At 66.2% G+C, this 20,990-nt stretch carries 18 protein-coding genes; 6 read left to right on the top strand and 12 right to left on the bottom strand.

Features of this window, described 5'->3' with window-relative positions; genetic code table 11:
- Positions 1-20: 20 nt before the first annotated feature.
- Both HWX76_RS13025 and HWX76_RS13030 read right to left on the bottom strand, forming a co-directional pair.
- The gene (locus tag HWX76_RS13025; RefSeq protein ID WP_050013530.1) at positions 21-491 is read right to left on the bottom strand and encodes a MaoC family dehydratase; all 471 of its coding nucleotides are present in this window, start codon (positions 489-491) and stop codon (positions 21-23) included.
- 58 nt (positions 492-549) lie between these two features.
- Entirely contained in the window at positions 550-1,641 is a 1,092-nt protein-coding gene (locus tag HWX76_RS13030) for a carboxymuconolactone decarboxylase family protein (RefSeq protein WP_176015892.1), read from the bottom strand.
- Positions 1,642-1,894: 253 nt separating this feature from the next.
- Here HWX76_RS13030 and HWX76_RS13035 point away from each other — a divergent pair, with 253 nt between their 5' ends.
- The 3 genes from HWX76_RS13035 (at position 1,895) to uvrA (ending at position 8,987) form a co-directional block, all read left to right on the top strand.
- Complete coding sequence (locus HWX76_RS13035; protein WP_176015979.1) at positions 1,895-2,653, top strand: glucose 1-dehydrogenase; 759 nt, start codon at positions 1,895-1,897, stop codon at positions 2,651-2,653.
- A 62-nt stretch (positions 2,654-2,715) separates the two neighbouring features.
- Entirely contained in the window at positions 2,716-2,991 is a 276-nt protein-coding gene (locus HWX76_RS13040) for a hypothetical protein (protein WP_176015893.1), read from the top strand.
- Positions 2,992-3,092: 101 nt separating this feature from the next.
- Positions 3,093-8,987, top strand: a complete 5,895-nt coding sequence (uvrA, locus tag HWX76_RS13045) for an excinuclease ABC subunit UvrA (RefSeq protein ID WP_176015894.1) — start codon at positions 3,093-3,095, stop codon at positions 8,985-8,987.
- A gap of 89 nt (positions 8,988-9,076) precedes the next feature.
- Here uvrA and HWX76_RS13050 read toward each other — a convergent pair whose 3' ends face one another.
- The 7 genes from HWX76_RS13050 to HWX76_RS13080 form a co-directional block, all read right to left on the bottom strand.
- A complete protein-coding gene (locus HWX76_RS13050; protein WP_050013517.1) occupies positions 9,077-10,018 on the bottom strand; it encodes an amino acid ABC transporter substrate-binding protein in 942 nt (313 codons plus the stop codon).
- A gap of 13 nt (positions 10,019-10,031) precedes the next feature.
- Positions 10,032-11,339 (bottom strand): dicarboxylate/amino acid:cation symporter, encoded by a 1,308-nt coding sequence (locus tag HWX76_RS13055; RefSeq protein ID WP_050013516.1) that lies wholly within the window; start codon positions 11,337-11,339, stop codon positions 10,032-10,034.
- Between the two features lie 402 nt (positions 11,340-11,741).
- Positions 11,742-12,476, bottom strand: a complete 735-nt coding sequence (locus tag HWX76_RS13060) for an ABC transporter substrate-binding protein (protein ID WP_089490071.1) — start codon at positions 12,474-12,476, stop codon at positions 11,742-11,744.
- 285 nt (positions 12,477-12,761) lie between these two features.
- Positions 12,762-12,974 (bottom strand): 30S ribosomal protein S21, encoded by a 213-nt coding sequence (rpsU, locus tag HWX76_RS13065; protein ID WP_050013514.1) that lies wholly within the window; start codon positions 12,972-12,974, stop codon positions 12,762-12,764.
- 35 nt (positions 12,975-13,009) lie between these two features.
- Entirely contained in the window at positions 13,010-13,219 is a 210-nt protein-coding gene (locus tag HWX76_RS13070) for a hypothetical protein (protein WP_050013513.1), read from the bottom strand.
- Positions 13,220-13,266: 47 nt separating this feature from the next.
- Complete coding sequence (locus tag HWX76_RS13075) at positions 13,267-13,551, bottom strand: hypothetical protein (protein ID WP_050013644.1); 285 nt, start codon at positions 13,549-13,551, stop codon at positions 13,267-13,269.
- A gap of 259 nt (positions 13,552-13,810) precedes the next feature.
- Positions 13,811-14,095, bottom strand: a complete 285-nt coding sequence (locus HWX76_RS13080; RefSeq protein WP_050013512.1) for a hypothetical protein — start codon at positions 14,093-14,095, stop codon at positions 13,811-13,813.
- Positions 14,096-14,392: 297 nt separating this feature from the next.
- On the opposite strand from HWX76_RS13080, the gene HWX76_RS13085 reads away from it, so the two are divergent.
- The 3 genes from HWX76_RS13085 to HWX76_RS13095 are packed head-to-tail and all read left to right on the top strand — an operon-like array spanning position 14,393 to position 17,023.
- Entirely contained in the window at positions 14,393-15,355 is a 963-nt protein-coding gene (locus HWX76_RS13085; RefSeq protein ID WP_176015895.1) for a chromate resistance protein ChrB domain-containing protein, read from the top strand.
- A 19-nt stretch (positions 15,356-15,374) separates the two neighbouring features.
- On the top strand, positions 15,375-16,547 hold the full coding sequence (locus HWX76_RS13090) for a chromate transporter (RefSeq protein WP_176015896.1): 1,173 nt from the start codon (positions 15,375-15,377) through the stop codon (positions 16,545-16,547).
- Positions 16,548-16,561: 14 nt separating this feature from the next.
- Complete coding sequence (locus tag HWX76_RS13095) at positions 16,562-17,023, top strand: chromate resistance protein ChrB domain-containing protein (RefSeq protein WP_124630201.1); 462 nt, start codon at positions 16,562-16,564, stop codon at positions 17,021-17,023.
- Between the two features lie 302 nt (positions 17,024-17,325).
- On the opposite strand, the gene HWX76_RS13100 is transcribed toward HWX76_RS13095, so the two are convergent.
- From HWX76_RS13100 to HWX76_RS13110, 3 genes are all read right to left on the bottom strand, one after another.
- Positions 17,326-18,483: a DUF4382 domain-containing protein gene (locus tag HWX76_RS13100; RefSeq protein WP_176015897.1), complete on the bottom strand. Its 1,158-nt coding sequence runs from the start codon at positions 18,481-18,483 to the stop codon at positions 17,326-17,328.
- Positions 18,484-18,826: 343 nt separating this feature from the next.
- The gene (locus HWX76_RS13105) at positions 18,827-19,723 is read right to left on the bottom strand and encodes an oxidoreductase (protein ID WP_050013508.1); all 897 of its coding nucleotides are present in this window, start codon (positions 19,721-19,723) and stop codon (positions 18,827-18,829) included.
- Entirely contained in the window at positions 19,710-20,939 is a 1,230-nt protein-coding gene (locus HWX76_RS13110) for an MFS transporter (RefSeq protein WP_124630092.1), read from the bottom strand. Before HWX76_RS13110 ends, HWX76_RS13105 begins: the two co-directional genes overlap by 14 nt.
- Positions 20,940-20,990: the final 51 nt, after the last annotated feature.

The following is a 20,990-nucleotide window of genomic DNA, read 5'->3' on the forward strand; positions in this document are numbered from 1 at the left end:
AGTCCCGCTTCGATCGCCCGTCAAACCGCCTGATCCTGCACGCTCGCCGCGTCCTTCCTGCGCGCCGCCGCATTCGTGGGCATCACCACCGCCGTGCCTTCCACGACGACGAGGCCGTCGACTTCGCAACGGGTTTCCAGCACGACCCGACGCCGGCTCGCGAGAATCTCCTTGACCGTCACCGTCGCGAGAACCGTTTCGCCCAGCTTGACCGGGCGGCGGAATCGCAGATCCTGCGACAGGTAGATCGAGCCGGGCCCCGGCAGATGCGTCGCGATCGCCGCCGATATCACGGAGGCGGACAACATGCCGTGCGCGATGCGGCCGCCGAAAAACGTTCGCTGCGCATAGGCCTCGTCGAGATGCACGGGGTTCCGGTCGCCAGTCGCGTTCGCGAACAGCTGCACGTCGTGCTCGGAAAGGGTCTTCGAAAAGCACGCGTTCATGCCGGGCATGAGATCCTCGAGATCGTATCCGCCTTCATCGTTCATCGTCGTTTCCTGTGTCGTTCGTGCCGAATGGTATGGGGGAGGCGGAGCGCCTTCGTCTTCAGGCCAGCACGTTGCCGTGCTCGCGCGCCGCGTGCCGATCCGCCGAGGCGAACGACTGGTGCGCCACGGCGAGCGCCCATTGCACGGCCAGCACGCCGGCATGCGGCAGTGCGCCGACGATGGTCTCGACGATCTCGTGCCGCGATGCGCCCGACCGGCGTGCGTCGCCGATGTGCGTGGTAAGCGAGTGGGCATCGGCATTGCGCGCGAGGCAGGTCAGGCACGCGATTGACGTGAGGTGGCGCGCTTTCGCATGCTCGACCGGCTCGTCGCCCGATGCCGCACTGGCCAGCCGGTCGACGCCACGCGCGATGGCAGACGACATGTCCGCGAAGCCGCCTACCGCTGGCGGCGGACACAGGTCGCGTTGCAGCGCATGCTGCTCGGCCGGCGCGTTCGCCTGGATCTCCGCCGAGCCGTCCTGCGCGCCGTTGAGCGCACCGAACGCATCGAACACGTCGAGCACGATGCGGGACACGGGCAGGATGAGCGGCCAGCCGATATAGCCGGTCAGTTGAATCAATACCTCCGTCAGCTCGCTGCGCGTCCAGCAAGCGTGCAAACAGGCGTTCACATGGACGCGAACCGCGTCGTGCCGGTTTTCGCACGCGATGACGATCGCGAGCGCGGTGAGGCGGCGCTCCTTCGGCGTCAGCGCATTGAATGGCCGTGGCCGGCGTTGCAACAGCGTGGCGATCGCCGCTTCGGAATCCTTGAAAAGATCGACGTCGAGGCCGATATCGATGTCACGCTCGCGCAACAACGCTACGATGTGGCGCATCGCGGCCATGGCCACCGGCACGCCTGCGTAATGGAGCGTCTCGAACGCCGCGTCGAGCACCGCATGCGGCGCCCAGCCGGTATTCAGCATGCCGCCCGCGTGGTATTTCAGGGCACCGTCCGTATTGCCGATCGTCGCGAGCACCGCGACCGTGACGAGTTCCCGGTGCTTCAGCGAGAGGTTGGGGCGCGCGATGATGTCGGCATAAGCGCCCTCGATGAGCAATCGCTTGAAATCGGGGTCGAGACGCTCGAGCGCCGCGCTCAGGTCGACGAAGCCTTCGTCGCCGATCGCGTGAATGACGGACATGCCGAGTTCATGCCGGGTGATCGTATTCGCGCGCATAGGAGGCCGATGAATTGAAGGTGAAGTGTCGTGACGTCAGCGATGATATTCGTCCGTCCGACAATCAAATTTGAACTTTTTTCACTTTTCATCGGCGCAGGGTTTTCGCCGTCTAGAATCCATCCCGTCAAGAACCGACGATTCATTTGCGATTCGATCTGAAAAAGATTGGTGTGGTGATGACGGGGCCTGCATATCAACGCGACTGGAGAATACGATGCTGAAGCTTCATCAAAAGGTTGCCCTCGTGACCGGGGGAAGTTCGGGTATCGGCCGGACCACGGCATTGCTGTTCGCCGGCGAAGGCGCGCGGGTCGCGATCGCGTCGCGCCGCATCGACGAAGGTCTGGCCGTTGTCGAAGAGATCCGCCGCGCGGGCGGCGAGGCGCTGTTCGTGAAGACCGACGTGTCCAGCGCGGAGGATTGCGCGCACATGGTCGCGCAGACCGTACGTGAATTCGGCCGGCTCGATATCGCGTTCAATAGCGCTGGCGTGGAGGCATTCGGCAAAGCCGTGGCCGATACCGACGAGGCGAGCTGGGATTACGTGATGGATATCAATCTGAAAGGGATGTTCCTTTCGATGAAATACGAAATTCCGGAAATGCTGAAAGCGGGCGGCGGCGCGATCGTCAATATGTCGTCCACGTATGGCCTCGTGGCATCGGCATTCGGTGGTTGCAGTTATCACGCGTCGAAGGCCGGCATCCTCGGGCTGACGAAAGCGGCCGCGCTCGAATATGCGAAGCAGAATATCCGTGTCAACGCGATCTGCCCGGCGTTCGTGGCGACGGCGATGGTGGAGAAGTTTCTCGATGAAACCGGCATGACCGACCAGATCAAGGCGTTTCATCCGGTCGGCCGGCTGGGGACCGAGCAGGAAATCGCGGAGGCGGTCGCGTTCCTCGCGAGCGACGCGTCCTCGTTCATGACCGGCACCGCGCTGTCGGTGGACGGCGGGATGGCCGCGACGTGATGCGCACGACCGCGTCACGGGCGGCCTAGCGCGAGTACAACGCTTATCGGATCAACTCTTTCATGAATATTGTTATGGATACCAAAACGATAGATCTGGTTGTCGAAACGAGAAGGAACCCGCCCGAACTGTTCGACATCGGCAGCGCGATTCCGCTGGGCGTCGTGCCGAAGAAAATGCACGCGTGGACGATTCGTCGCGAGAACCACGGGGAGCCGCAGCACGCATTCACGAACGAAATCGTCGACGTGCCGTCGCTCACAACATGTCGGGGCCACACGGCCGTCGTGCCGATGGCAGCAGCCGTCAATGGAAAGCTGTATGAATGTACAGTATAGTATCCGTCGAACTCCATCGGCGCGGGCGTCACCTGTGCGGCATCCGCCGCAGCGTGCCGGCACCGTGAATTCCGGCTAACTCATCCAGACGGGCAGGCAAATTGTCATCCAGCACTCTGATCCGCATTCGCGGAGCACGTCAGCACAACCTCAAGAATCTCGATCTCGACCTGCGCACCGGCGAAATGACGGTCGTCACCGGCCCGTCGGGCTCCGGCAAGTCGAGTCTCGTGTTCGACACGCTGTACGCGGAAGGCCAGCGGCGCTACGTCGAAACCTTCAGCGCGTATGCGCGGCAGTTCCTCGACCGGATGGATCGCCCGCAGGTCGAGCGCGTCGACGGCGTGCCGCCCGCGATCGCGATCGACCAGACCAACCCGGTTCGCAGTTCGCGCTCGACCGTCGGCACGATGACCGAGCTGAACGATCACCTGAAGCTGCTGTACGCGCGCGCGGCCGAGCTGTTCGACCGCAAGACCGCGCGGCAGGTGCGGCACGACACGCCTGAAACGATCTACGCGGAACTCGTCGCGCGTACGCAGGCGGACGATCCGCGCGTCGTCGTCACGTTCCCGGTCGAATTGCCGGAAGCGGTGTCCGACGAGGAAATCGCGCAGTGGCTGTCGGCGAGCGGCTACACGCGCGTGCAGGCGCAGCGCGAAGTCGCGTCGCCCACCGGGCCGCGCAAGCTGCTCGACGTGGTGGCCGACCGCTTCCGCGTGCAGCAGGCCGACAAGGTGCGCGTGGTCGAGGCGATCGAGGCGTCGCTGAAGCGCGGCGGTGGCCGCGTGAACGTGTATGTGCTCGCGCCCGAAGCGGAAAACGCAGTGGCGGAGCCGGTGATCTGGCGTTTCTCCACCGGGCTGCACGATCCCGACAGCGACTTGCGCTACGCGGAGCCGCAAGCCGCGCTGTTCTCGTTCAACTCCGCATACGGCGCGTGCGAAACGTGCCGCGGCTTCGGCCGCGTGATCGGCGTCGATCTCGGCCTCGTGATTCCCGACGCGCGCAAGACGCTGCGCGGCGGCGCAGTCAAGCCGATGCAGACGCCTGCGTGGAAAGAGTGCCAGGACGACCTGATGCGCTACGCGGCGAAGGCCGGCATCCGGCGCGACGTCGCGTGGTCCGAGCTGACGGACGCCGAGCGCGACTGGGTCGTCAACGGTTCGCCGGACTGGAACGGCAAGTGGCAGAGCCAGTGGTACGGCGTGAAGCGCTTCTTCGGCTACCTCGAATCGAAGGCGTACAAGATGCACATCCGCGTGCTGCTGTCGAAATACCGCAGCTACACGCCGTGCGACGTGTGCGGCGGCGCGCGCCTGAAGACGGAATCGCTGCAATGGCGGCTCGGCTCGAAAGAGAATGCCGACGGCGTGCTCGCGCCGGCCGATCGCTTCATGCCGCGCGGCGTCGATTGGAGCCGCGCGCAGCTCGAAGCGCTGCCGGGCCTGACCGTGCACGACCTGATGCTGCTGCCGATCGAGCGCATCCGCCGCTTCTTCGACGATATCGTTCTGCCGAGCGCGCTGCTCGACGATGCGCTGAAGCTGCTGCTCGCCGAAGTGCGCACGCGCCTGAAATACCTGTGCGACGTCGGGCTCGGCTACCTGACGCTCGATCGCCAGAGCCGCACGCTGTCGGGCGGCGAGGTGCAGCGGATCAACCTGACGACCGCGCTCGGCACGTCGCTCACGAAAACCCTGTTCGTGCTCGACGAGCCGAGCATCGGGCTGCATCCGCGCGATCTCACGCGGATCGTCGAGGCGATGCAGCGGCTGCGCGACGCGGGCAATACGTTGGTCGTGGTCGAGCACGATCCGTCGGTGATGCTCGCGGCCGATCGATTGATCGACATGGGGCCCGGCCCGGGCGAGCGCGGTGGCACGATCGTGTACGACGGCACGCCGGGCGACATTCGTTCCGCGCACACGCTGACGGGCGAGTATCTCGGCGGCCGCAAGCAGGTCGCGCATGCGTCGAACTGGGCGCGTCGCCCGGTCGACGCGAACACGCCGCGCATCGTGCTCGAAGGCGCGACCGAGCACAACCTGCGCGACGTGACGGTCGAGATTCCGCTGCAGCGGCTCGTCTGCGTGACGGGCGTGTCCGGCTCCGGCAAATCCACGCTGCTGCAGGACGTGCTGTATCCGGCGATGGCGCGGCACCACGGCAAGGCGACCGAATCGCCGGGCGCGTTCCGCAGCCTCACGGGCGCCGACCAGGTCGGCGACGTCGTGTTCGTCGACCAGTCGCCGATCGGCAAGACCACGCGCTCGAACCCGGCGAGCTACGTCGGCGCGTTCGACGAAATCCGCAAGCTGTTCGCGAAGGCGCCGCTCGCGCTGCAGCGCGGCTACGGCGCGGGCACGTTCAGCTTCAACTCGGGCGACGGCCGTTGCCCGACCTGCGGCGGCTCGGGCTTCGAACATATCGAAATGCAGTTCCTGAGCGACGTCTACCTGCGCTGCCCGGATTGCGACGGCAGCCGCTATCGTGCCGAAATCCTCGAAGTGCGCATCGAGCGCGACAGCCGTGCGCTGAACATCGCCGACGTGCTCGATCTCACCGTCAGCGAAGCGGCCGCGTTCTTCGCGACCGATGCCGAGGTGCTGCGCGTGTTGCAGCCGATCGTCGACGTCGGCCTCGAATACGTGAAGCTCGGCCAGCCGGTGCCGACGCTGTCGGGCGGCGAAGCGCAGCGCCTGAAGCTCGCCGGCTTCCTCGCCGAATCGGCGGCGGCGGCCAACGGGCGCCGGGTCGCGACGGAAGAGGCGCGCATCGCACGCGCGAAGCTGTTCATGTTCGACGAGCCGACCACCGGCCTGCACTTCGACGACATCGCGAAGCTGATGCAGGCGTTCGGCAAGCTGCTCGCGGCCGGCCATTCGCTGATCGTGATCGAGCACAACCTCGACGTGATCCGCGCGGCCGACTGGCTGATCGATCTCGGCCCGGAAGGCGGCGACGGCGGCGGCCTCGTGCTGTGCGCGGGCACGCCCGACGACGTGAAGGCGTGCGCCGAATCGCATACCGGCGTGGCGCTGCTGCAGTACGACCGCGAGATGGATGGCGACGCAGTGCGCGCCGACGAAGGTGTACCGCTGCAGGCCGTGCTGAACGCGGCGCGCGCGCGCCGGGCGATCGAAGGCGAGGACGTCGTGCGCATCGTCAACGCGCGCGAGCACAATCTGAAGGCGCTCGACGTCGACATCCCGCACGGCAAGTTCAACGTGATCACCGGCGTGTCGGGGTCCGGCAAGTCGACGCTCGCGTTCGACATCCTGTTCCACGAAGGCCAGCGCCGCTATCTCGAATCGCTGAACGCGTATGCGCGCTCGATCGTGCAGCCGGCCGGCCGCCCCGAGGTCGACGCGGTGTACGGCATTCCGCCGACCGTCGCGATCGAGCAGCGGCTGTCGCGCGGCGGCCGCAAGAGCACGGTCGCGACCACGTCCGAGGTATGGCACTTCCTGCGGCTGCTGTATGTGAAGCTCGGCCTGCAGCACTGCATCCACGACGGCACGCCGGTCACGTCGCAGTCCGTCGAATCGATCGCCGCGCAACTGCTGCGCGATCATCGCGGCGAACACGTGGGGCTGCTCGCGCCGCTCGTCGTCAACCGCAAGGGCGTATATACGGATCTCGCGAAGTGGGCGAAGGCGCGCGGCAGCACGCATCTGCGCGTCGACGGCGAATTCGTCACGGTCGACCCGTGGCCGAAGCTCGACCGCTTCCGCGAGCACACGATCGAATTGCCGGTGGCCGATCTCGTCGTGTCGCCGGACAACGAGGCCGAGTTGCGGCGCAGGCTCGACGAGACGCTCGAGCTCGGCAAGGGCGTGATGCACCTGCTCGCGCCGCTCGACGGGTTGCACCACGCGATGCAGAACGATCATTCGACCGCGCAGGTCGGCGCGGTCAAGGTGCTGTCGGTCAAGCGCGCGTGCCCGGTGTGCGGCACGAGCTATCCGGAGCTCGACCCGCGGATGTTCTCGTACAACAGCAAGCACGGCTGGTGCACGATCTGCGTCGGCACCGGCGTCACGCTCACGCGCGAACAGCGCGCCGCATACGACGACACGGTGCTCGCCGGCGACGATCGCGGCCGCGAGCAAACCTTGCCGTCGGACGAGCAGGAGCCGGAAGGCGTCGGCAACGAGCCGTGTCCCGATTGCCAGGGCACGCGGCTGAACCCGTCCGCGCGCGCGGTCACGTTCGACGCGCATCCGATCGTCGAGGTCGCGCAGTGGACGGTGTCGGACACGCGCCGCTGGATCGACGCGCTCGAACTCACCGGGCGCGACGCGCAGATCGCGCGCGACATCGTCAGCGAGATCGGCAGCCGCCTCGCGTTTCTCGAGGAAGTCGGGCTCGGCTACCTGAGCCTCGACCGCGCGGCGCCGAGCCTGTCGGGCGGCGAAGCGCAGCGGATCCGGCTGGCCGCGCAGCTCGGCAGCAACCTGCAGGGCGTGTGCTACGTGCTCGACGAGCCGACGATCGGCCTGCATCCGCGCGACAACCAGATCCTGCTCGACGCATTGCGCAAGCTCGGCGACAAGGGCAATACGCTGGTCGTCGTCGAGCATGACGAGGACACGATCCGTCGTGCCGATCACATCATCGACATCGGCCCGGGCGCAGGCAAGCGCGGCGGCAAGCTGGTCGCCGAAGGCGCGGTGGGCGATCTGGCCGCGCAGCCGGATTCGGTCACGGGGCGCCTGCTCGCGCAGCCGATGCTGCACCCGCTGCAGCCACGCCGCAGCGTGAGCCTGCCGGGCAAGAAGGGCGGTGAAGCCGTGCCGGAAGCGTGGCTGACCGTGCATGGCGCGAGACTGCACAACCTGCGCGACGTCACGGTCGGCATTCCGCTCGCGCGGCTCGTCGCGGTGACGGGCGTCAGCGGCTCGGGCAAGTCGACGCTCGCGCGCGACGTGCTGATGACGAACCTGCTCGACGCGGTCGGCCGGTCGGTACTGTCGTCGCCGGCCACGCGGCGTGCGCGCAAGGCCGCGCAGCAGGACGCGCCGGCCACCAACCGCCGTTCGAGCGTGCTCGCGCGCAGCGCACCGCGGCCGTCGCTGAACGTCACGCATGCGTGGCAGGGCTGCGAGTCGCTGAGCGGCTGGGAGCAGATCGATCGCGTGCTCGAAGTCGACCAGACGCCGATCGGCAAGACGCCGCGTTCGTGCCCGGCCACCTACATCGGCGTGTGGGACACGATCCGCAAGCTGTTCGCGGATACGCTCGAAGCGCGCGCCCGCGGCTATACGGCGTCGCGTTTCTCTTTCAATACCGGCGACGGGCGTTGCCCCGCGTGCGAAGGGCAAGGCGTGCGCACGATCGGCATGAGCTTCCTGCCCGACGTGAAGGTGCCGTGCGACGTGTGCCACGGGCAGCGTTTCAATCCGGAAACGCTCGCCGTCACGTGGCGCGGCCGGAACATCGGCGACGTGCTGACGATGGAGATCGACGAGGCGGTGGAATTTTTCGCGCCGATCTCGAACATCGCGCATCCGCTGCAACTGATGAAGGATGTCGGGCTCGGCTACCTGACGCTCGGCCAGCCGTCGCCGACGCTGTCCGGCGGCGAGGCGCAGCGCATCAAGCTCGTCACCGAACTGACGAAGGTGCGCGACGACATCACGCGCCGCGGCCAGAAGGCGCCGCACACGCTGTACGTGCTCGACGAGCCGACGGTCGGCCTGCACATGGCCGACGTCGCGAAGCTGATTCGCGTGCTGCACCGGCTGGTCGATGCGGGGCATAGCGTCGTCGTGATCGAGCACGACCTCGACGTGATCGCGGAAGCCGACTGGATCATCGATCTCGGCCCGGAGGGCGGCGTGGGCGGCGGCACGATCGTCGCGGCGGCGCCGCCGGAAGCGCTCGCGAAGGTGAGCGCGAGCCATACCGGGCAGGCGCTGAAGCCGGTGCTGGCGCGAACGGCCAGCGAAGGTGCGGAAGCGGCGCAGCAGGGCGCGGCGCGGGTCGGCTGAACACGCTGCACCCGGCAAGCGGCCCCGGTGCCGGGTGAGGCATCCGGGCCGCTCTCGTTTCGTCATTCATGTCGACGATGGCGCGGCGCTCAATTCCCGTTGACGCCGATCGCCTCGATGATCGTCTCCAGTTGCGGGCTCATCGGCAGGTTGAGACTCAAGCCCGACGGAAGCGGACGCAGGAACCAGCGCTTGTACTGCCGCGCGATCTCGCCGTCGGCGGCCAGTTCCTGGAACGTGGTTTTCACGACCTGCGCGAGCTGCGGATCGTCCTTGCGGAACATGATGCCGTACGGGTCGTAGGACAGAAAATCGCCCACCACGTCGTACTGGCCGCCCTTGCTCGCGTTCTCGGCGATCAGGCCGTACAGCAGCACGTCGTCCGTCGCGAACGCGTCGGCGCCGCCGTTCGCGACGAGCGCGAAGCCCTGCGCATGATCGGGCACCACCTGGAGCTGGATCCCGAGCCTGAACCGCTCGTTCAGGTCGCGCAGCGCCTTCTCGTTGGTCGTACCGGCCGTCACCGCGACCTTCTTGCCTGCGAGATCGCGGAACGAGCGGATCGGCGCGCCGCGTTTCACCATCACCTTCGTGCCGGCCACGAAGAAGATCGGCGAGAACGCCACGCGCTTCTGGCGCTCGAGGTTGCTGGTCGTGGAGCCGCATTCCAGATCGACCTTGCCGCTGACCACCGCGTCGATGCGGTTGTCGGACGTGACCGGCACCCAGCGGATCGTCAGGCTCTTGTTGATCGCATCCTCGATCGACGACACGAGCGCCTTGCACAGCTCGATCGAATAGCCGATCGGCTGGTTGCGCGCGTTCAGGTACGAGAACGGGATCGACGCGTCGCGATAGCCGAGCGCGATCGTGCCGCTGCCGCGCACCTTCGCGAGCGTGCCGGTCAGTTGGGCCGGCGCGAACGGTTCGACGCGCGGCAGCGTCGACGGTGCATCTTCCGCGTGCGTGGTCACGCCCGCGGCAAGCAGGCCCGCGAGCGCGAGCGCACGCCAGAATCGCTGCATCTTCATCGCCGGGCCTCCGTCAGACTTCGGTCGGATGTGCGATCGTCGCTTCCTGTTCCGCTTCGATGCGCGCCGCGTTGGCTTCGGCTTCCGCTTCCGACAGCAGCTGGCCTTCCCATTTCGCGACCACCGCGCTCGCGATCGAGTTGCCGACCGCGTTCGTGGCCGAGCGGCCCATGTCGAGGAACGTGTCGACGCCGAGAATCAGCAGCAGGCCGGCCTCCGGCAGCCCGAACTGGTGCAGCGTGGCCGCGATCACGACGAGCGACGCGCGCGGCACGCCGGCCATCCCCTTCGACGTGAGCATCAGCACCAGCAGCATCGTGATCTGCGTGCCGAGCGACAGGTGGATGTTGTACGCCTGTGCGATGAACAGCGACGCGAACGTGCAGTACATCATCGAGCCGTCGAGATTGAACGAGTACCCCATCGGCATCACGAAGCTCGAAATCTTGCGCTTCACGCCGAAGCGGTCGAGCGCGTCGAGGATCTTCGGATACGCGGCTTCGGAGCTGGCCGTCGCGAACGACAGCATGAATGCTTCCTTGATCAGCAGCAGCAGCTTGAACACGCGACGGCCGAGGAACAACAGCCCGGCACACACGAGCAATGCCCAGAGCAGGAACAGGCTGACGTAGAAGTCGCCCATGAACACCGCGAACTTCAGCAGCACCGACAGCCCGTTGACCGCGACGGTCGCGGCCATCGCGGCCATCACCGCGAGCGGCGCGAGCTTCATCACGTAGCCGGTGATCTTGAGCATCACGTGCGACAACTGGTCGATCGCGGCGATGAGGATCTTCCCGCGCTCGCCGAGCGCGGCGAGCGCGACGCCGAAGAACATCGAGAACACGACGATCTGCAGGATTTCGTTGTTCGCCATCGCCTCGGCGAACGACTTCGGCACCATGTGGCCGACGAAATCCTTCAACGTGAACTTGGACGTCGCGAGGTTCGCCGATGCGCCGATGTCCGGCAGCGGCAAGCCGAGATTGTCGCCGGGCCGCAGCAGGTTCGCCATCAGCAGCCCGAGCAGCAGCGAGACCAGCGACGCGGTGACGAACCAGCCGAACGCTTTCGCGAACACGCGTCCGACCGAGGCCGCGTCGCCCATGTGCGCGATGCCGACCACCAGCGTGGAGAAGACGAGCGGGCCGATCACCATCTTGATCAGCCGCAGGAACACGTCGGAGACGAGCGAGATGTACCCGGCGATTTCAGCGGCGGCCTTCTTGTCCGGAAAGCTCGTGAAGACCATGTAGCCGATCGCGATGCCTGCCACCATCGCGATCAGGATCCAGACGGCTGCAGCATTCTTTTTTCGCATCGTAAGCCTCCCATGCAGCGGTTTCGCAATCGGGGATGGGAGGACGATACAGGACCAGAATGGCGATGAACAGTGCAACCGGGTTCGGGTTTGCGCTAGCGCCAGGTCGCGGGCCGGGCGCGCCGGCGACTGCGCCGGTGGCGCTTCGTGCCCGAAGCCGGCGCAACCCGCTGCCGGTTTGTGCGGAGCAGCACGTCGCCTGTTCGGCGGTCGCCGGATCGGGATGGCCGGCGCCGCTGCGCCATTTGCGCCTGTCCTGTGCCTATAGGCGGGCGATGCTGCGTTGCCGCGACGTTGCACTCGTCATGCGCGCGAGGATCGGGCAGGCGCGTGCTGAAATCGCACGCCTGGGCCGCGAGCCGGACGATCCCGGCGGCCAGCGCGACGGCACGCGGTTTTCGATCAGGCCGCCGGCGCGACCGATGCGCCCGTGATGCGGTGCCGGCGCAGCGAATCGGCGACGAAGCCCGACGCCTTCATTTCCTCGACGAAGGCGCTCAGTGCCGCGGCGGCGGCGTCGCCACGGCTCTTCGGCACGCCCATCGCCTGCCGGATCACCATGAAGCGTTCGTCGAGCAGGCGCAGGCCGGGCGTTTTCGCGGCGTCGGTTTCGAGCTGCTGCTTCACGCCGGCCGCCACTTCCAGTTGCTGCTCGACGAACGTCGCCACGACGGCCTGCGACGTCGGTGCGCGCACGATCGTCGCGGCCTTCAGTTCGCGGGTGAGGAACAGGTCGTACGCGCTGCCCTTGCCGACGGCCACGCGGTTGTGCGGCTGGTCGACGTCCGCGTTGGTGCGGATCGGCGATGCGTCCGGCACGAGATAGAAGCCTTCGATCAGCACGTACGGCGCGGTGAACGCGATCGTTTCGCCGCGCAACGGATCGACCGCGAAGAAGCCGAAATCGGCGCGCTCGTCAGTCAGCGCCTGCACCGATTTGCCGGCGGCGTCGAACACCACGAGTTCGAGGTCGACCGACAGGCGCTCGGCGAATGCACGGGCGAGGTCGATCGATACGCCGAACGGTTCGCCCGTTGCCGGGTCGCGGTTCGCGAGGATCGGGTTGCCGAGGTTGATCGAGGCGCGGAGCTTGCCGGTGGGGGTGAAGGCAGAGACGACAGCTGGAGCGATGGGCATGGGCGGACTCGCGGGAGGCGTAGGGTCGGTCGGGTGGCGGGATGCGCGACGGCGCGTCGACGTCGAGCTTATCACCGGACGTCGCGCATCGTGTGTCGCGGGCGTGCCTGCGTGGAGACGATGAGGTCGAGTCGGGCCGCGGCCTTCATGGTCGGTCGCTGCATCCTGTCACGGGGCTGCACACGTCTGCGCAGTCGCAGCTAGACGCCGGACGACGAGCAACACGCGATCAACCCGCGCCGCAGCATGATCGGCAACGACGACGAGGCACTTTTCAACAGCGTGCTAGTACATTTTTCGGGGCGGCAACAGGCGCTTGGCTTGCAAGCGCTGTCGGGCAACGGCGCTGGCTTTTTTCCGCTTGCGCTCCGTCGTCGGCTTCTCGTAGCTCGTGCGACTGCGCAGCTCGCGAATCAGTCCGGTTTTCTCGATGTCGCGCCGGAATCGCCGCAGCGTGACATCGATCGGTTCGTTCAGCTTCGGCGTGATTGTCGTCATGTAGATTCTGTCTGGAAAGAGGTGGGAACGGAAAGCTAGCCGAGCCGCGTCATGACGGCGCTGGCTATCTCGTCGGATTCGAATTCCGAATAGCCTGCGCCGATCGATAGCGCACGTACCGCCATGAACATGTGCAGCTCGGGTTGATGGCACATCGCCGAATCGGCGAGGCCGGCAGGCACGGCGGTGTCGATCCGGGTGACTTCACGCCGGCTGATCAAGCCGAGCAGTTCGTCGATGATCATTTCGACCTCCAAAATACCAACACACTATGTGGCGTTGACGAGCCGCGTCAGCACGCGCTGGCGAAGAATCCCTGTTTGCCACGATTGTCGTCGATGATGTTCTCGGCATAGCGCACCGACGCTCGACGTGCGTCACCGGCGTTATCGAACGGGGACGTGTCGCGCAATCTGAAGGTCTGGCTCTGCGTCAGCGTATCGGTGGTGCCGCGCAGGCAAATCTTGACGGCCGCGTCGAACCCGGCATCGTAGTTATGCGGGCTGCCGTTCAGCGCGGCAACGTGAGGATAAATGAGTGGATAAATCTCGAATCCACGATAGACGTGCATGCTCATGACGAACTCCTGGCGTTCGGCCACGACGAGTCGCATGGGCGAACACATCCGGCCGGTATTCCCGTCATGGGGCGGGCCGATGGGTGAAGGGGACAACGTTGCAGCGCGAAGGAGGGGCGATGCAGCAAGCGGGCGGGTGGAGGGGCGAACGGTCAAAGGACGGCTGATCGCGCGGATGAACTCATCATACGCGCATCGTTTGCCGAGCGGTCGATTTATTCCGGGGTTGGCGCACGCACGGGCACGCCCGGCGGCGACGTCAGAGCGTCGTCAGCAACTGCAACTGACGTTCGGTCTCGTTTCCCGCGACCAGCGAAAAGAACCCGGTCTCGCGACGTTCGACGACCGTGAGCCCCTCGCTGTCGGAGAAGACGTTCCACGCGCTGTCGTCGACATGGGCGATCGCGCCGCGCGTGCGCGCGAATGCCAGCAATAGCGGACTCGCCTGGCGGCGCAGCACTTGACGATCCGCATTCAACACATAGGGTGGCCAGCCGGCCCGAAGGACGAGATAGTAAGGAATGGAGCCGGGATCGATTGTCATTGGGGCCGTTTCATGTGTGGGCCTGCGTTTGCCGTCCGGCTGCATTCGGAGCGGTGTCGGCGAAAGCGTGCGATGGAGCGAGGGGCGTTCGCCGTGGCGTGCTTTCAGTTTATGCGTTGAACCGCTCGATTCGCAGGATATCGTCACGATTTCCCGCGGCGTCGGTCCGGCGACGACGCGATCCGGCCGTCAGGCCGAGCGCTCGCTCCGCGCGTCGAGCGGAACTGCCTGCCACCGAAGCGTTGTAGCGATATCTACTGAATTGCAGTGCTCGTGACGGCCCATTATGCTGCCGTCATGAATCCTGCCCCGACGTCGTGGCTCCTGCTGATCGTCAGTCTGCCGACTTCCGGCGCGACTGCGCGCATGCGCATCTGGCGTACCGTCAAGGCGCTCGGCTGCGGCGCGTTGCGCGACGGTGCCTACCTGTTGCCCGCGCATGCCGAGCAGGCGGCGCAGTTGCGCGAGCTGGCCGACGACGCGCGTAACGGCGACGGCCACGCGTGGCTGCTGGACGTCCATGCGGACGATCCCGCGGACGAACAAGCATACAAGTCGCTGTTCGATCGCGCGGGCGATTACGCAGACTGGCTTGCCGAGCTTTCGGAGGCGCGCAAGGCGCTGTCCGATCTGGCGGCAGCCGATCTCAATCGCCTGCAACGCCGCCACGCGCGCACGTACGACGCCATTCGAAGCATCGATTTCTTTCCCGGCGAAACGTCGCTGCGCGCGCAGGCGCAATGGCGGGATTTCACCGCCGCGATCGAAGCGCGGCGCTCGCCCGGCGAGCCGCATGCCGCTCAACGCGGCATTCCCCGTCGCGACCCCGCGCAGTATCAGGGCAGGGTGTGGGCGACGCGCCGTCACCTGTGGGTCGATCGCGTCGCCAGCGCGTGGCTGATTCGGCGTTTCATCGATCCGCATGCGCGCTTCGTGTGGCTGGACAACCTCGCCGATTGTCCGGCTGACGCGCTCGGCTTCGATTTCGACGGCGCGCCGTTCACGCATGTGGGCGATCGCGTGTCGTTCGAGGTCCTGGTCGCGAGCTTCGGGCTTGGCGACAACTACGGACTCGTCCGGCTGGGGGCCATGGTGCATGCGCTGGACGTGGGCGGCGCCACCGTGCCGGAAGCCGCCGGATTCGAGGCCATTCTCGCGGGCGCCCGCAAGCGTCTGGCCGACGACGATGCGTTGCTGATGGAGATCGGCGCGGTACTCGATTCGTTGTACGTGCATTTCCGCGGCAACCGCAAACCCTGACCTTTTCGCCCGCCTCGACATGAATACACATCGCGACCGCCCGGCCTATACGCTGGGACAACTGATCCTGTACTTCGCGTGGCTCGGCGCGACGGGTTTCGGCGGGCCGGTCGCGCTGGCCGGCTACATGCATCGGGACCTCGTGGACACGCGCCGCTGGATCGCGGACGCGGACTACAAGGAAGGCCTGGCGCTCGCGCAGTTGGCTCCCGGCCCGCTTGCCGCGCAACTGGCGATCTATCTCGGCTACGTGCACTACCGGATCGTCGGTGCCACGATGGTCGGGATCGCGTTCGTGCTGCCGTCGTTTTTGATGGTGGTGCTGCTCGGCTACGCGTACACGCGCTTCGGCGGCCTCACGTGGATGCAGTCGGTGTTCTACGGCGTCGGCGCGGCGGTGATCGGCATCATCGCGATCAGCGCACGCAAGCTGACCGCGAAAAGCGTCGGTCGCGACAAGCTCCTTTGGGCGATCTATCTCGCGCTGGTCGCCGTGACGGTAATCACGGAATCCGAAGTGGCGTGGCTGTTTCTCGCGGCCGGCGTGCTCGTCTGGTTCACGCGCGCGCCGCCGAGGTGGTTGCGCCAGCGGCGCGTCAATGCGGCCGTGGCGTTGCCCGTGTCCGCCACCGGCGCATGGCTCGGTATCGTCGACTGGCCGCAGCTCGCGCAACTCGCCGTCTTCTTCGCGAAGGCGGGCGCGTTCGTGTTCGGCTCGGGGCTCGCGATCGTGCCGTTCCTCTATGGCGGCGTGGTCACCGAGCACCATTGGCTCAACGAGAAGCAGTTCGTCGACGCCGTGGCGGTCGCGATGATCACGCCGGGCCCGGTCGTCATCACGGTCGGCTTCATCGGCTATCTGGTGGCGGGGCTGCCGGGCGCGTGCGTGGCGGCGGCCGGCACGTTTCTGCCGTGCTATCTGTTCACGGTGTTGCCGGCGCCGTACTTCAAGAAGTACGGCAGGCTGCCGGCGATCCTGGCATTCGTCGACGGCGTGACGGCCGCGGCCGTCGGCGCGATCACGGGATCGGTGATCGTGCTGGCCCGGCGTTCGATCGTCGACGTGCCCACCGCGTTGATGGCGCTCGCGACGATCGTGCTGCTGGTCAGGTTCAGGAAGCTGTCGGAGCCCATGGTCGTAGGCGGGGCTGCCGTGATCGGCCTGATCGTGTACCCGCTGTTGCATCACTGATCGTGGAGGCCGCCATGCAATGGATTACGCGACAACGTCCGAAAATCGACCGGGTGGCGTGCCCCTGGCTCATTGCCCGTTTTATCGACGAGACGCCCGAATTTCTGTACGTCCCGCCGGGCGACGTGCTGCGGATCGCCGACGAGACCGGGGCGATTCCGTACGACATTCCGGGCGTGGAGTTGACGCACGTCGGCGAGCAATGCAGCTTCGACGCGTTTCTCGACAAGTATGGTCTGGCTGACGATCGGGCATTGCAGCACATGGCCCGCATCATTCGCGGCGCGGATACGTCGCGGCTCGACCTGACGCCGCAGTCGAGCGGCCTTTATGCGATTTCGCTCGGACTGTCGGACATGTTTGCCGACGATCACGACATGCTCGAGCATGGTCTGGTCATGTACGACGCGCTTTACGCGTGGTGTAGGCATTGTCAGGCCGAAGGCCATGCATGGCCGCCGAAGATGGCGGAGTGACGACGCGGGGAATGGCGGATTCGTCGAACCGTCCGGCTCGCGCGACAGATGAAAAAATGCCCGCGATGCGCGGGCATTTCGTCAACAGTTGCCTTTCTTGGCCTGTCCCGGCGGACAGAATCCATTCCCTGGCCCGCCTTGCGGCGCGACCACGACCGGTGGGCCCGGAACATAGGCGACGCACCCGCTGAGCGCGCCCACCATGCTCGCCGCTGCGAGCACTGCGATCATCCCTTTTTTCACTTCGTTCTCCCGTTGGTAGGAAAGGGCCGTTCGGCCCTTTCGATGATGCGGTCAGCGCGTCAGAAACTGAAGTTGACGTTGGACTGACTGGTCGTTGCGTTCACGTTGGCCGACTGGGCCGCGCCCGATGCCGCGTCGGCCTCGATCGTATATTGGCCTGCGGCGGCCGGCGCCGCGGTCAACGCGACCGGCAGCGAGCCCGAGTAGGTGCCGACGATCGGTGCAGCCACAGGCACGGACAGCGCATAGGCGCCGGTGTCCATGTTCGCGTTGATCGACGTGATCTCGTACGCGTTCGCGTCGATCGTCTGCAGCGCGCGCACGAAGGCGTTCGCGCTAGCCGTGACCGTACCGCTGACGGTGCTCATCGTCGAGGCCGGCAGCGTGATCGGTGCGCTCGACGCCGACACCGCCGTGGTCGCGTTCACGACCACCGGAACCGAGCGAACGATGCCCGACGCGAAGTTGTTCTGCACGATCACGACGTCGTAGTTGCCCTGCGTCGAGCTCTGGATCAGCGGCGACAGCACGAACTTCCCGGAGCTGTCGGCCACCGTGCCGCGGACGACCTTGCCGCCTTGTTCGGCATAGACGGTCGCGCCGGCTTCGGCGGAGGCGACGTAACCGGAGATCGCGCCGCTCACGACGGTCGGGATCGCGGTGACGACGGGTTTCAGCGCGTACGAGCCGTTGCCGCGCTGGACGATCGACTTGCATGCGTTGAAGTCGAGCACGAGATCGACGAGGGTGTTGGGCTGGACCGTGAACGGCCGGATGATCTTGTAACCGCTTTGCGTCGCGCTCGGCGTGGCGAGCGCCTGTTCCGCGCCGCCGGTCGGGACGACCGAGTTGGCGAGGGTGTTGCCTTGGTTCTGCGCGAGCACGAGCCGGACTTGCTGATACTGGCCGGCCGGCAGCGCGGTCTGGCCGAGATCGGCGAGCACGCCGTTGGTCAGCGACAGCAGGTCGATCTTCTGCGGCGTCGCGAGGGACACGGTCGACCAGCCGGCGTCGTTGTCATTGGCGTTCGCGTTGGCGTTGACGCGGACTTGCGAGACGGTGACGTACACGTGGTCGAAGCCGCACGATGGCGCATCCGTCATCGCGACGTGCAGCGTACCGGTTTGCGCACCGCCACCGTCGTCGCCGCCGCCGCAACCGGCGAGAACGAATGGTACGAACGCGGCGCACAGGGCGCTCTTGATCATGTTGTTCATATGTCACCCCCAGTGGGATCGTTATTGTGGGTGACGGAAGAATAGCCGGGCCGCAGCTCACTATCTGGGTAACTTTGAAACGAACGGTAAGTATTTGTTAGGTCGGTCAGTTTTTTCCGGGATTGATGTCGCAGCGGCGCGCGCCGGGGGTGGCGAGGGGCGATTGCTTCCTGCGGAGGCGGGAGTCGGCTCTTTTGTCAGACGTTAGCAGCGCCGAGTTGGGCGCGGGATTCCATGAAGCTGACCATGACGGCAGCCGCAGTGGCATGTGCCATCGACGTCGCGTCCAGCGCGGAGTCGGGCGGCTCGGCTGGATCGCCCGTTCCCCGCTATGGGCGAGGCATTAACCCGGACCATCGCTCGCGGCCGCGAGCAGCGGCACGACCAGATCGCTGATCGGCGTCGGAATGCCGTGCGTGCGTCCGTATCGCTGCACGACGCCATTCCGGCAGTCCCATTCGAGCGGACGGTTGCCTTGCCGGTCGGCAAGAATCGACGTTCCCAAATCGGGCGGAAAGCCATGGAATCCATCGACGATCTCCTGCGGCACTTCATCGCCGAGCTTCGCCCCCTCCGCACGCGCGACCTCGAGACATTCCCGCAAGTACGCGAGCGACAGGTCGGTGATGTCGCTTCGCGCGAACATGCCGGCGCGGCGACCGGTCAGTACCATCAGCCCCGCCACCGCGTTCTGCAACAGCTTGCGCCACGCGAGCGAGATGAAATCGTCCGCCACCTCGGGCGAGCATCGCGTGCCGCGCAAAGCCGAAACCACCACGTCGCTCGCGGGCGTATCGGGCAGTGTGAGCCGAGGCTTGCCGCGCAGCCACACCGACGTGCCCGATTCGCGTTGCGCGGGAAACCAGACGATCGACGGCACGATCGTGGCGCCGGCCGCATACGGCGCGAAGGCGGCTTTCTGCTCGACGCCGTTTTGCAGCACGCAGACGACGGTATTCGTATCGCATAGCGCGGAGACCCACGGTGCCGCACTCGGTATCTGCGTCGACTTGACCGCGACGAACACGAGATCGAACCGTTGGTCGACCGCTTGCGGATCGGTCAGCACGGGCCCGGGCACGACGATCTCCCCGCCGTCGAAGCGCAACGTCAACTGCTCGTGCGCCGAGCGGCCGCAGATCACCGGCGTGCGGCCGGCTTCATGAAGGGCCGCGGCGACGGTCGTTCCGATTGCACCGGGACCGACGAGAGCGACGCTCGGATAGTCAGGCTTCGTCATGGCGTTCATCCTGTGAGTGGTCTGTCAGATGCGGGCGCAGTGCGAGAGCGAGCGGAAAAATCGCCAGCGCGGTCAACGCGGTCGCATACGTGGCGCCGTGCACACCGATCCGGTCGCCGAGGAAACCGTAGAGGACGGGCGATAACGCGCCCGATGCGATCGTCCCGGTATAGAAAATCGCGAATGCGCGCTCGGTGCGCTCGGGCGCGGACATCTCCGGGACGGTTCCGTACAGCACCGACGACGTGCCGTTGAGCATCATGCCCAGGATCGGCAGCAGCACCATGGTAAGCGTCAACGGAAGATAGATCACCGCGACGATGCACGCGGCCGTACCGCCCTCGGTGAGCAGCACCGTCCTCACCGTCCCCATCCGCGCGCCGAGCCAGCCGCACATGAATTTGCCGGCCGCACCGCCAATGAAAACGAGTGCAAGCGCCGTTCCCAGCAGTTGCGGAGAAACGCCCTTTGCCTTCAGCAGGAAAGGCAGGAAGGTAAGCAGTCCCATGCGTACGGCCGTATCGAGCACGCCGATGGAAAACAGCGCGGAGAATCCGCCTCTCCCTGTGCCACTGCGTCGAGCGGGCGCTTGCTCTTTTGCCGTCGTCTGCGCGGCGGCGCGCGGCACGGCGGGAAACCACAGCGCGATGCCGGCGGCCACGACGCAGCCCAGCCCGGCGACGATCCATAGCGCATGACGCCACGGCATCATGGTCACGAGCAGCGAAATGGCGGCCGGCAGCGCGGATTTCCCCAGATCGCCGGAAAAGTTGTAGATGCTCAGCGGACCTCTCGCGTCGCGCCCATAGACGCGGGAGACGGCGCCCGACGCGATCGGATGCTGCGTGCTGGAGCCGACGCCCGAGATCGCGAGCGCGACGCCCAGCCCGAGCAGGCCGCCGGACATGCCCGCGATCGCATAGCCGAGCGCGGCGAGCAGCGTACCGATTGCGAGCGTCGCGCCGCTGCCCAGACGTTGCGCGACACGCCCCGCGGACAACTGCAGCGTTGCCATCGTGCCCGCATAGACGCCGCGCAGGATAGCCAGGGCCGCGAAGTCGAGCCCGAATTCCGACTGCCACACGGGTAGCAGCGCGTAGATCATGTCCGTATAGCCGTCGTGTATGGCGTGCGCAACGCAGGAGAGCCACAGCACGCGCGGCCTCGACGGTGCAGTCTCTCGCGCGACGGGCGGGGAAAAAACGGGCAAGCGCATTGTCATTCTCTCCGTACGAGCGATGCATGGAAGGCGCTCGCGGTGTGGTTT

This window comes from Burkholderia sp. BCC0398 (genome assembly GCF_902833245.1).
Classification (GTDB): Bacteria; Pseudomonadota; Gammaproteobacteria; order Burkholderiales; family Burkholderiaceae; genus Burkholderia; species Burkholderia sola.

What these genes read in the sequence shown, in the direction of transcription:
- HWX76_RS13075 (WP_050013644.1), bottom strand. Translation starts at nt 13,551, where the DNA reads ATGAGCATGCACGTCTATCGTGGATTCGAGATTTATCCACTCATTTAT.
- HWX76_RS13100 (WP_176015897.1), bottom strand. Translation starts at nt 18,483, where the DNA reads ATGAACAACATGATCAAGAGCGCCCTGTGCGCCGCGTTCGTACCATTC.
- HWX76_RS13050 (WP_050013517.1), bottom strand. Translation starts at nt 10,018, where the DNA reads ATGAAGATGCAGCGATTCTGGCGTGCGCTCGCGCTCGCGGGCCTGCTT.
- HWX76_RS13095 (WP_124630201.1), top strand. Translation starts at nt 16,562, where the DNA reads ATGCAATGGATTACGCGACAACGTCCGAAAATCGACCGGGTGGCGTGC.
- HWX76_RS13040 (WP_176015893.1), top strand. Translation starts at nt 2,716, where the DNA reads ATGAATATTGTTATGGATACCAAAACGATAGATCTGGTTGTCGAAACG.
- HWX76_RS13110 (WP_124630092.1), bottom strand. Translation starts at nt 20,939, where the DNA reads ATGCGCTTGCCCGTTTTTTCCCCGCCCGTCGCGCGAGAGACTGCACCG.
- HWX76_RS13085 (WP_176015895.1), top strand. Translation starts at nt 14,393, where the DNA reads ATGAATCCTGCCCCGACGTCGTGGCTCCTGCTGATCGTCAGTCTGCCG.
- HWX76_RS13105 (WP_050013508.1), bottom strand. Translation starts at nt 19,723, where the DNA reads ATGACGAAGCCTGACTATCCGAGCGTCGCTCTCGTCGGTCCCGGTGCA.
- HWX76_RS13030 (WP_176015892.1), bottom strand. Translation starts at nt 1,641, where the DNA reads ATGTCCGTCATTCACGCGATCGGCGACGAAGGCTTCGTCGACCTGAGC.
- HWX76_RS13080 (WP_050013512.1), bottom strand. Translation starts at nt 14,095, where the DNA reads ATGACAATCGATCCCGGCTCCATTCCTTACTATCTCGTCCTTCGGGCC.
- HWX76_RS13090 (WP_176015896.1), top strand. Translation starts at nt 15,375, where the DNA reads ATGAATACACATCGCGACCGCCCGGCCTATACGCTGGGACAACTGATC.
- HWX76_RS13060 (WP_089490071.1), bottom strand. Translation starts at nt 12,476, where the DNA reads ATGCCCATCGCTCCAGCTGTCGTCTCTGCCTTCACCCCCACCGGCAAG.
- HWX76_RS13025 (WP_050013530.1), bottom strand. Translation starts at nt 491, where the DNA reads ATGAACGATGAAGGCGGATACGATCTCGAGGATCTCATGCCCGGCATG.
- HWX76_RS13035 (WP_176015979.1), top strand. Translation starts at nt 1,895, where the DNA reads ATGCTGAAGCTTCATCAAAAGGTTGCCCTCGTGACCGGGGGAAGTTCG.
- rpsU (WP_050013514.1), bottom strand. Translation starts at nt 12,974, where the DNA reads ATGACGACAATCACGCCGAAGCTGAACGAACCGATCGATGTCACGCTG.
- HWX76_RS13070 (WP_050013513.1), bottom strand. Translation starts at nt 13,219, where the DNA reads ATGATCATCGACGAACTGCTCGGCTTGATCAGCCGGCGTGAAGTCACC.
- HWX76_RS13055 (WP_050013516.1), bottom strand. Translation starts at nt 11,339, where the DNA reads ATGCGAAAAAAGAATGCTGCAGCCGTCTGGATCCTGATCGCGATGGTG.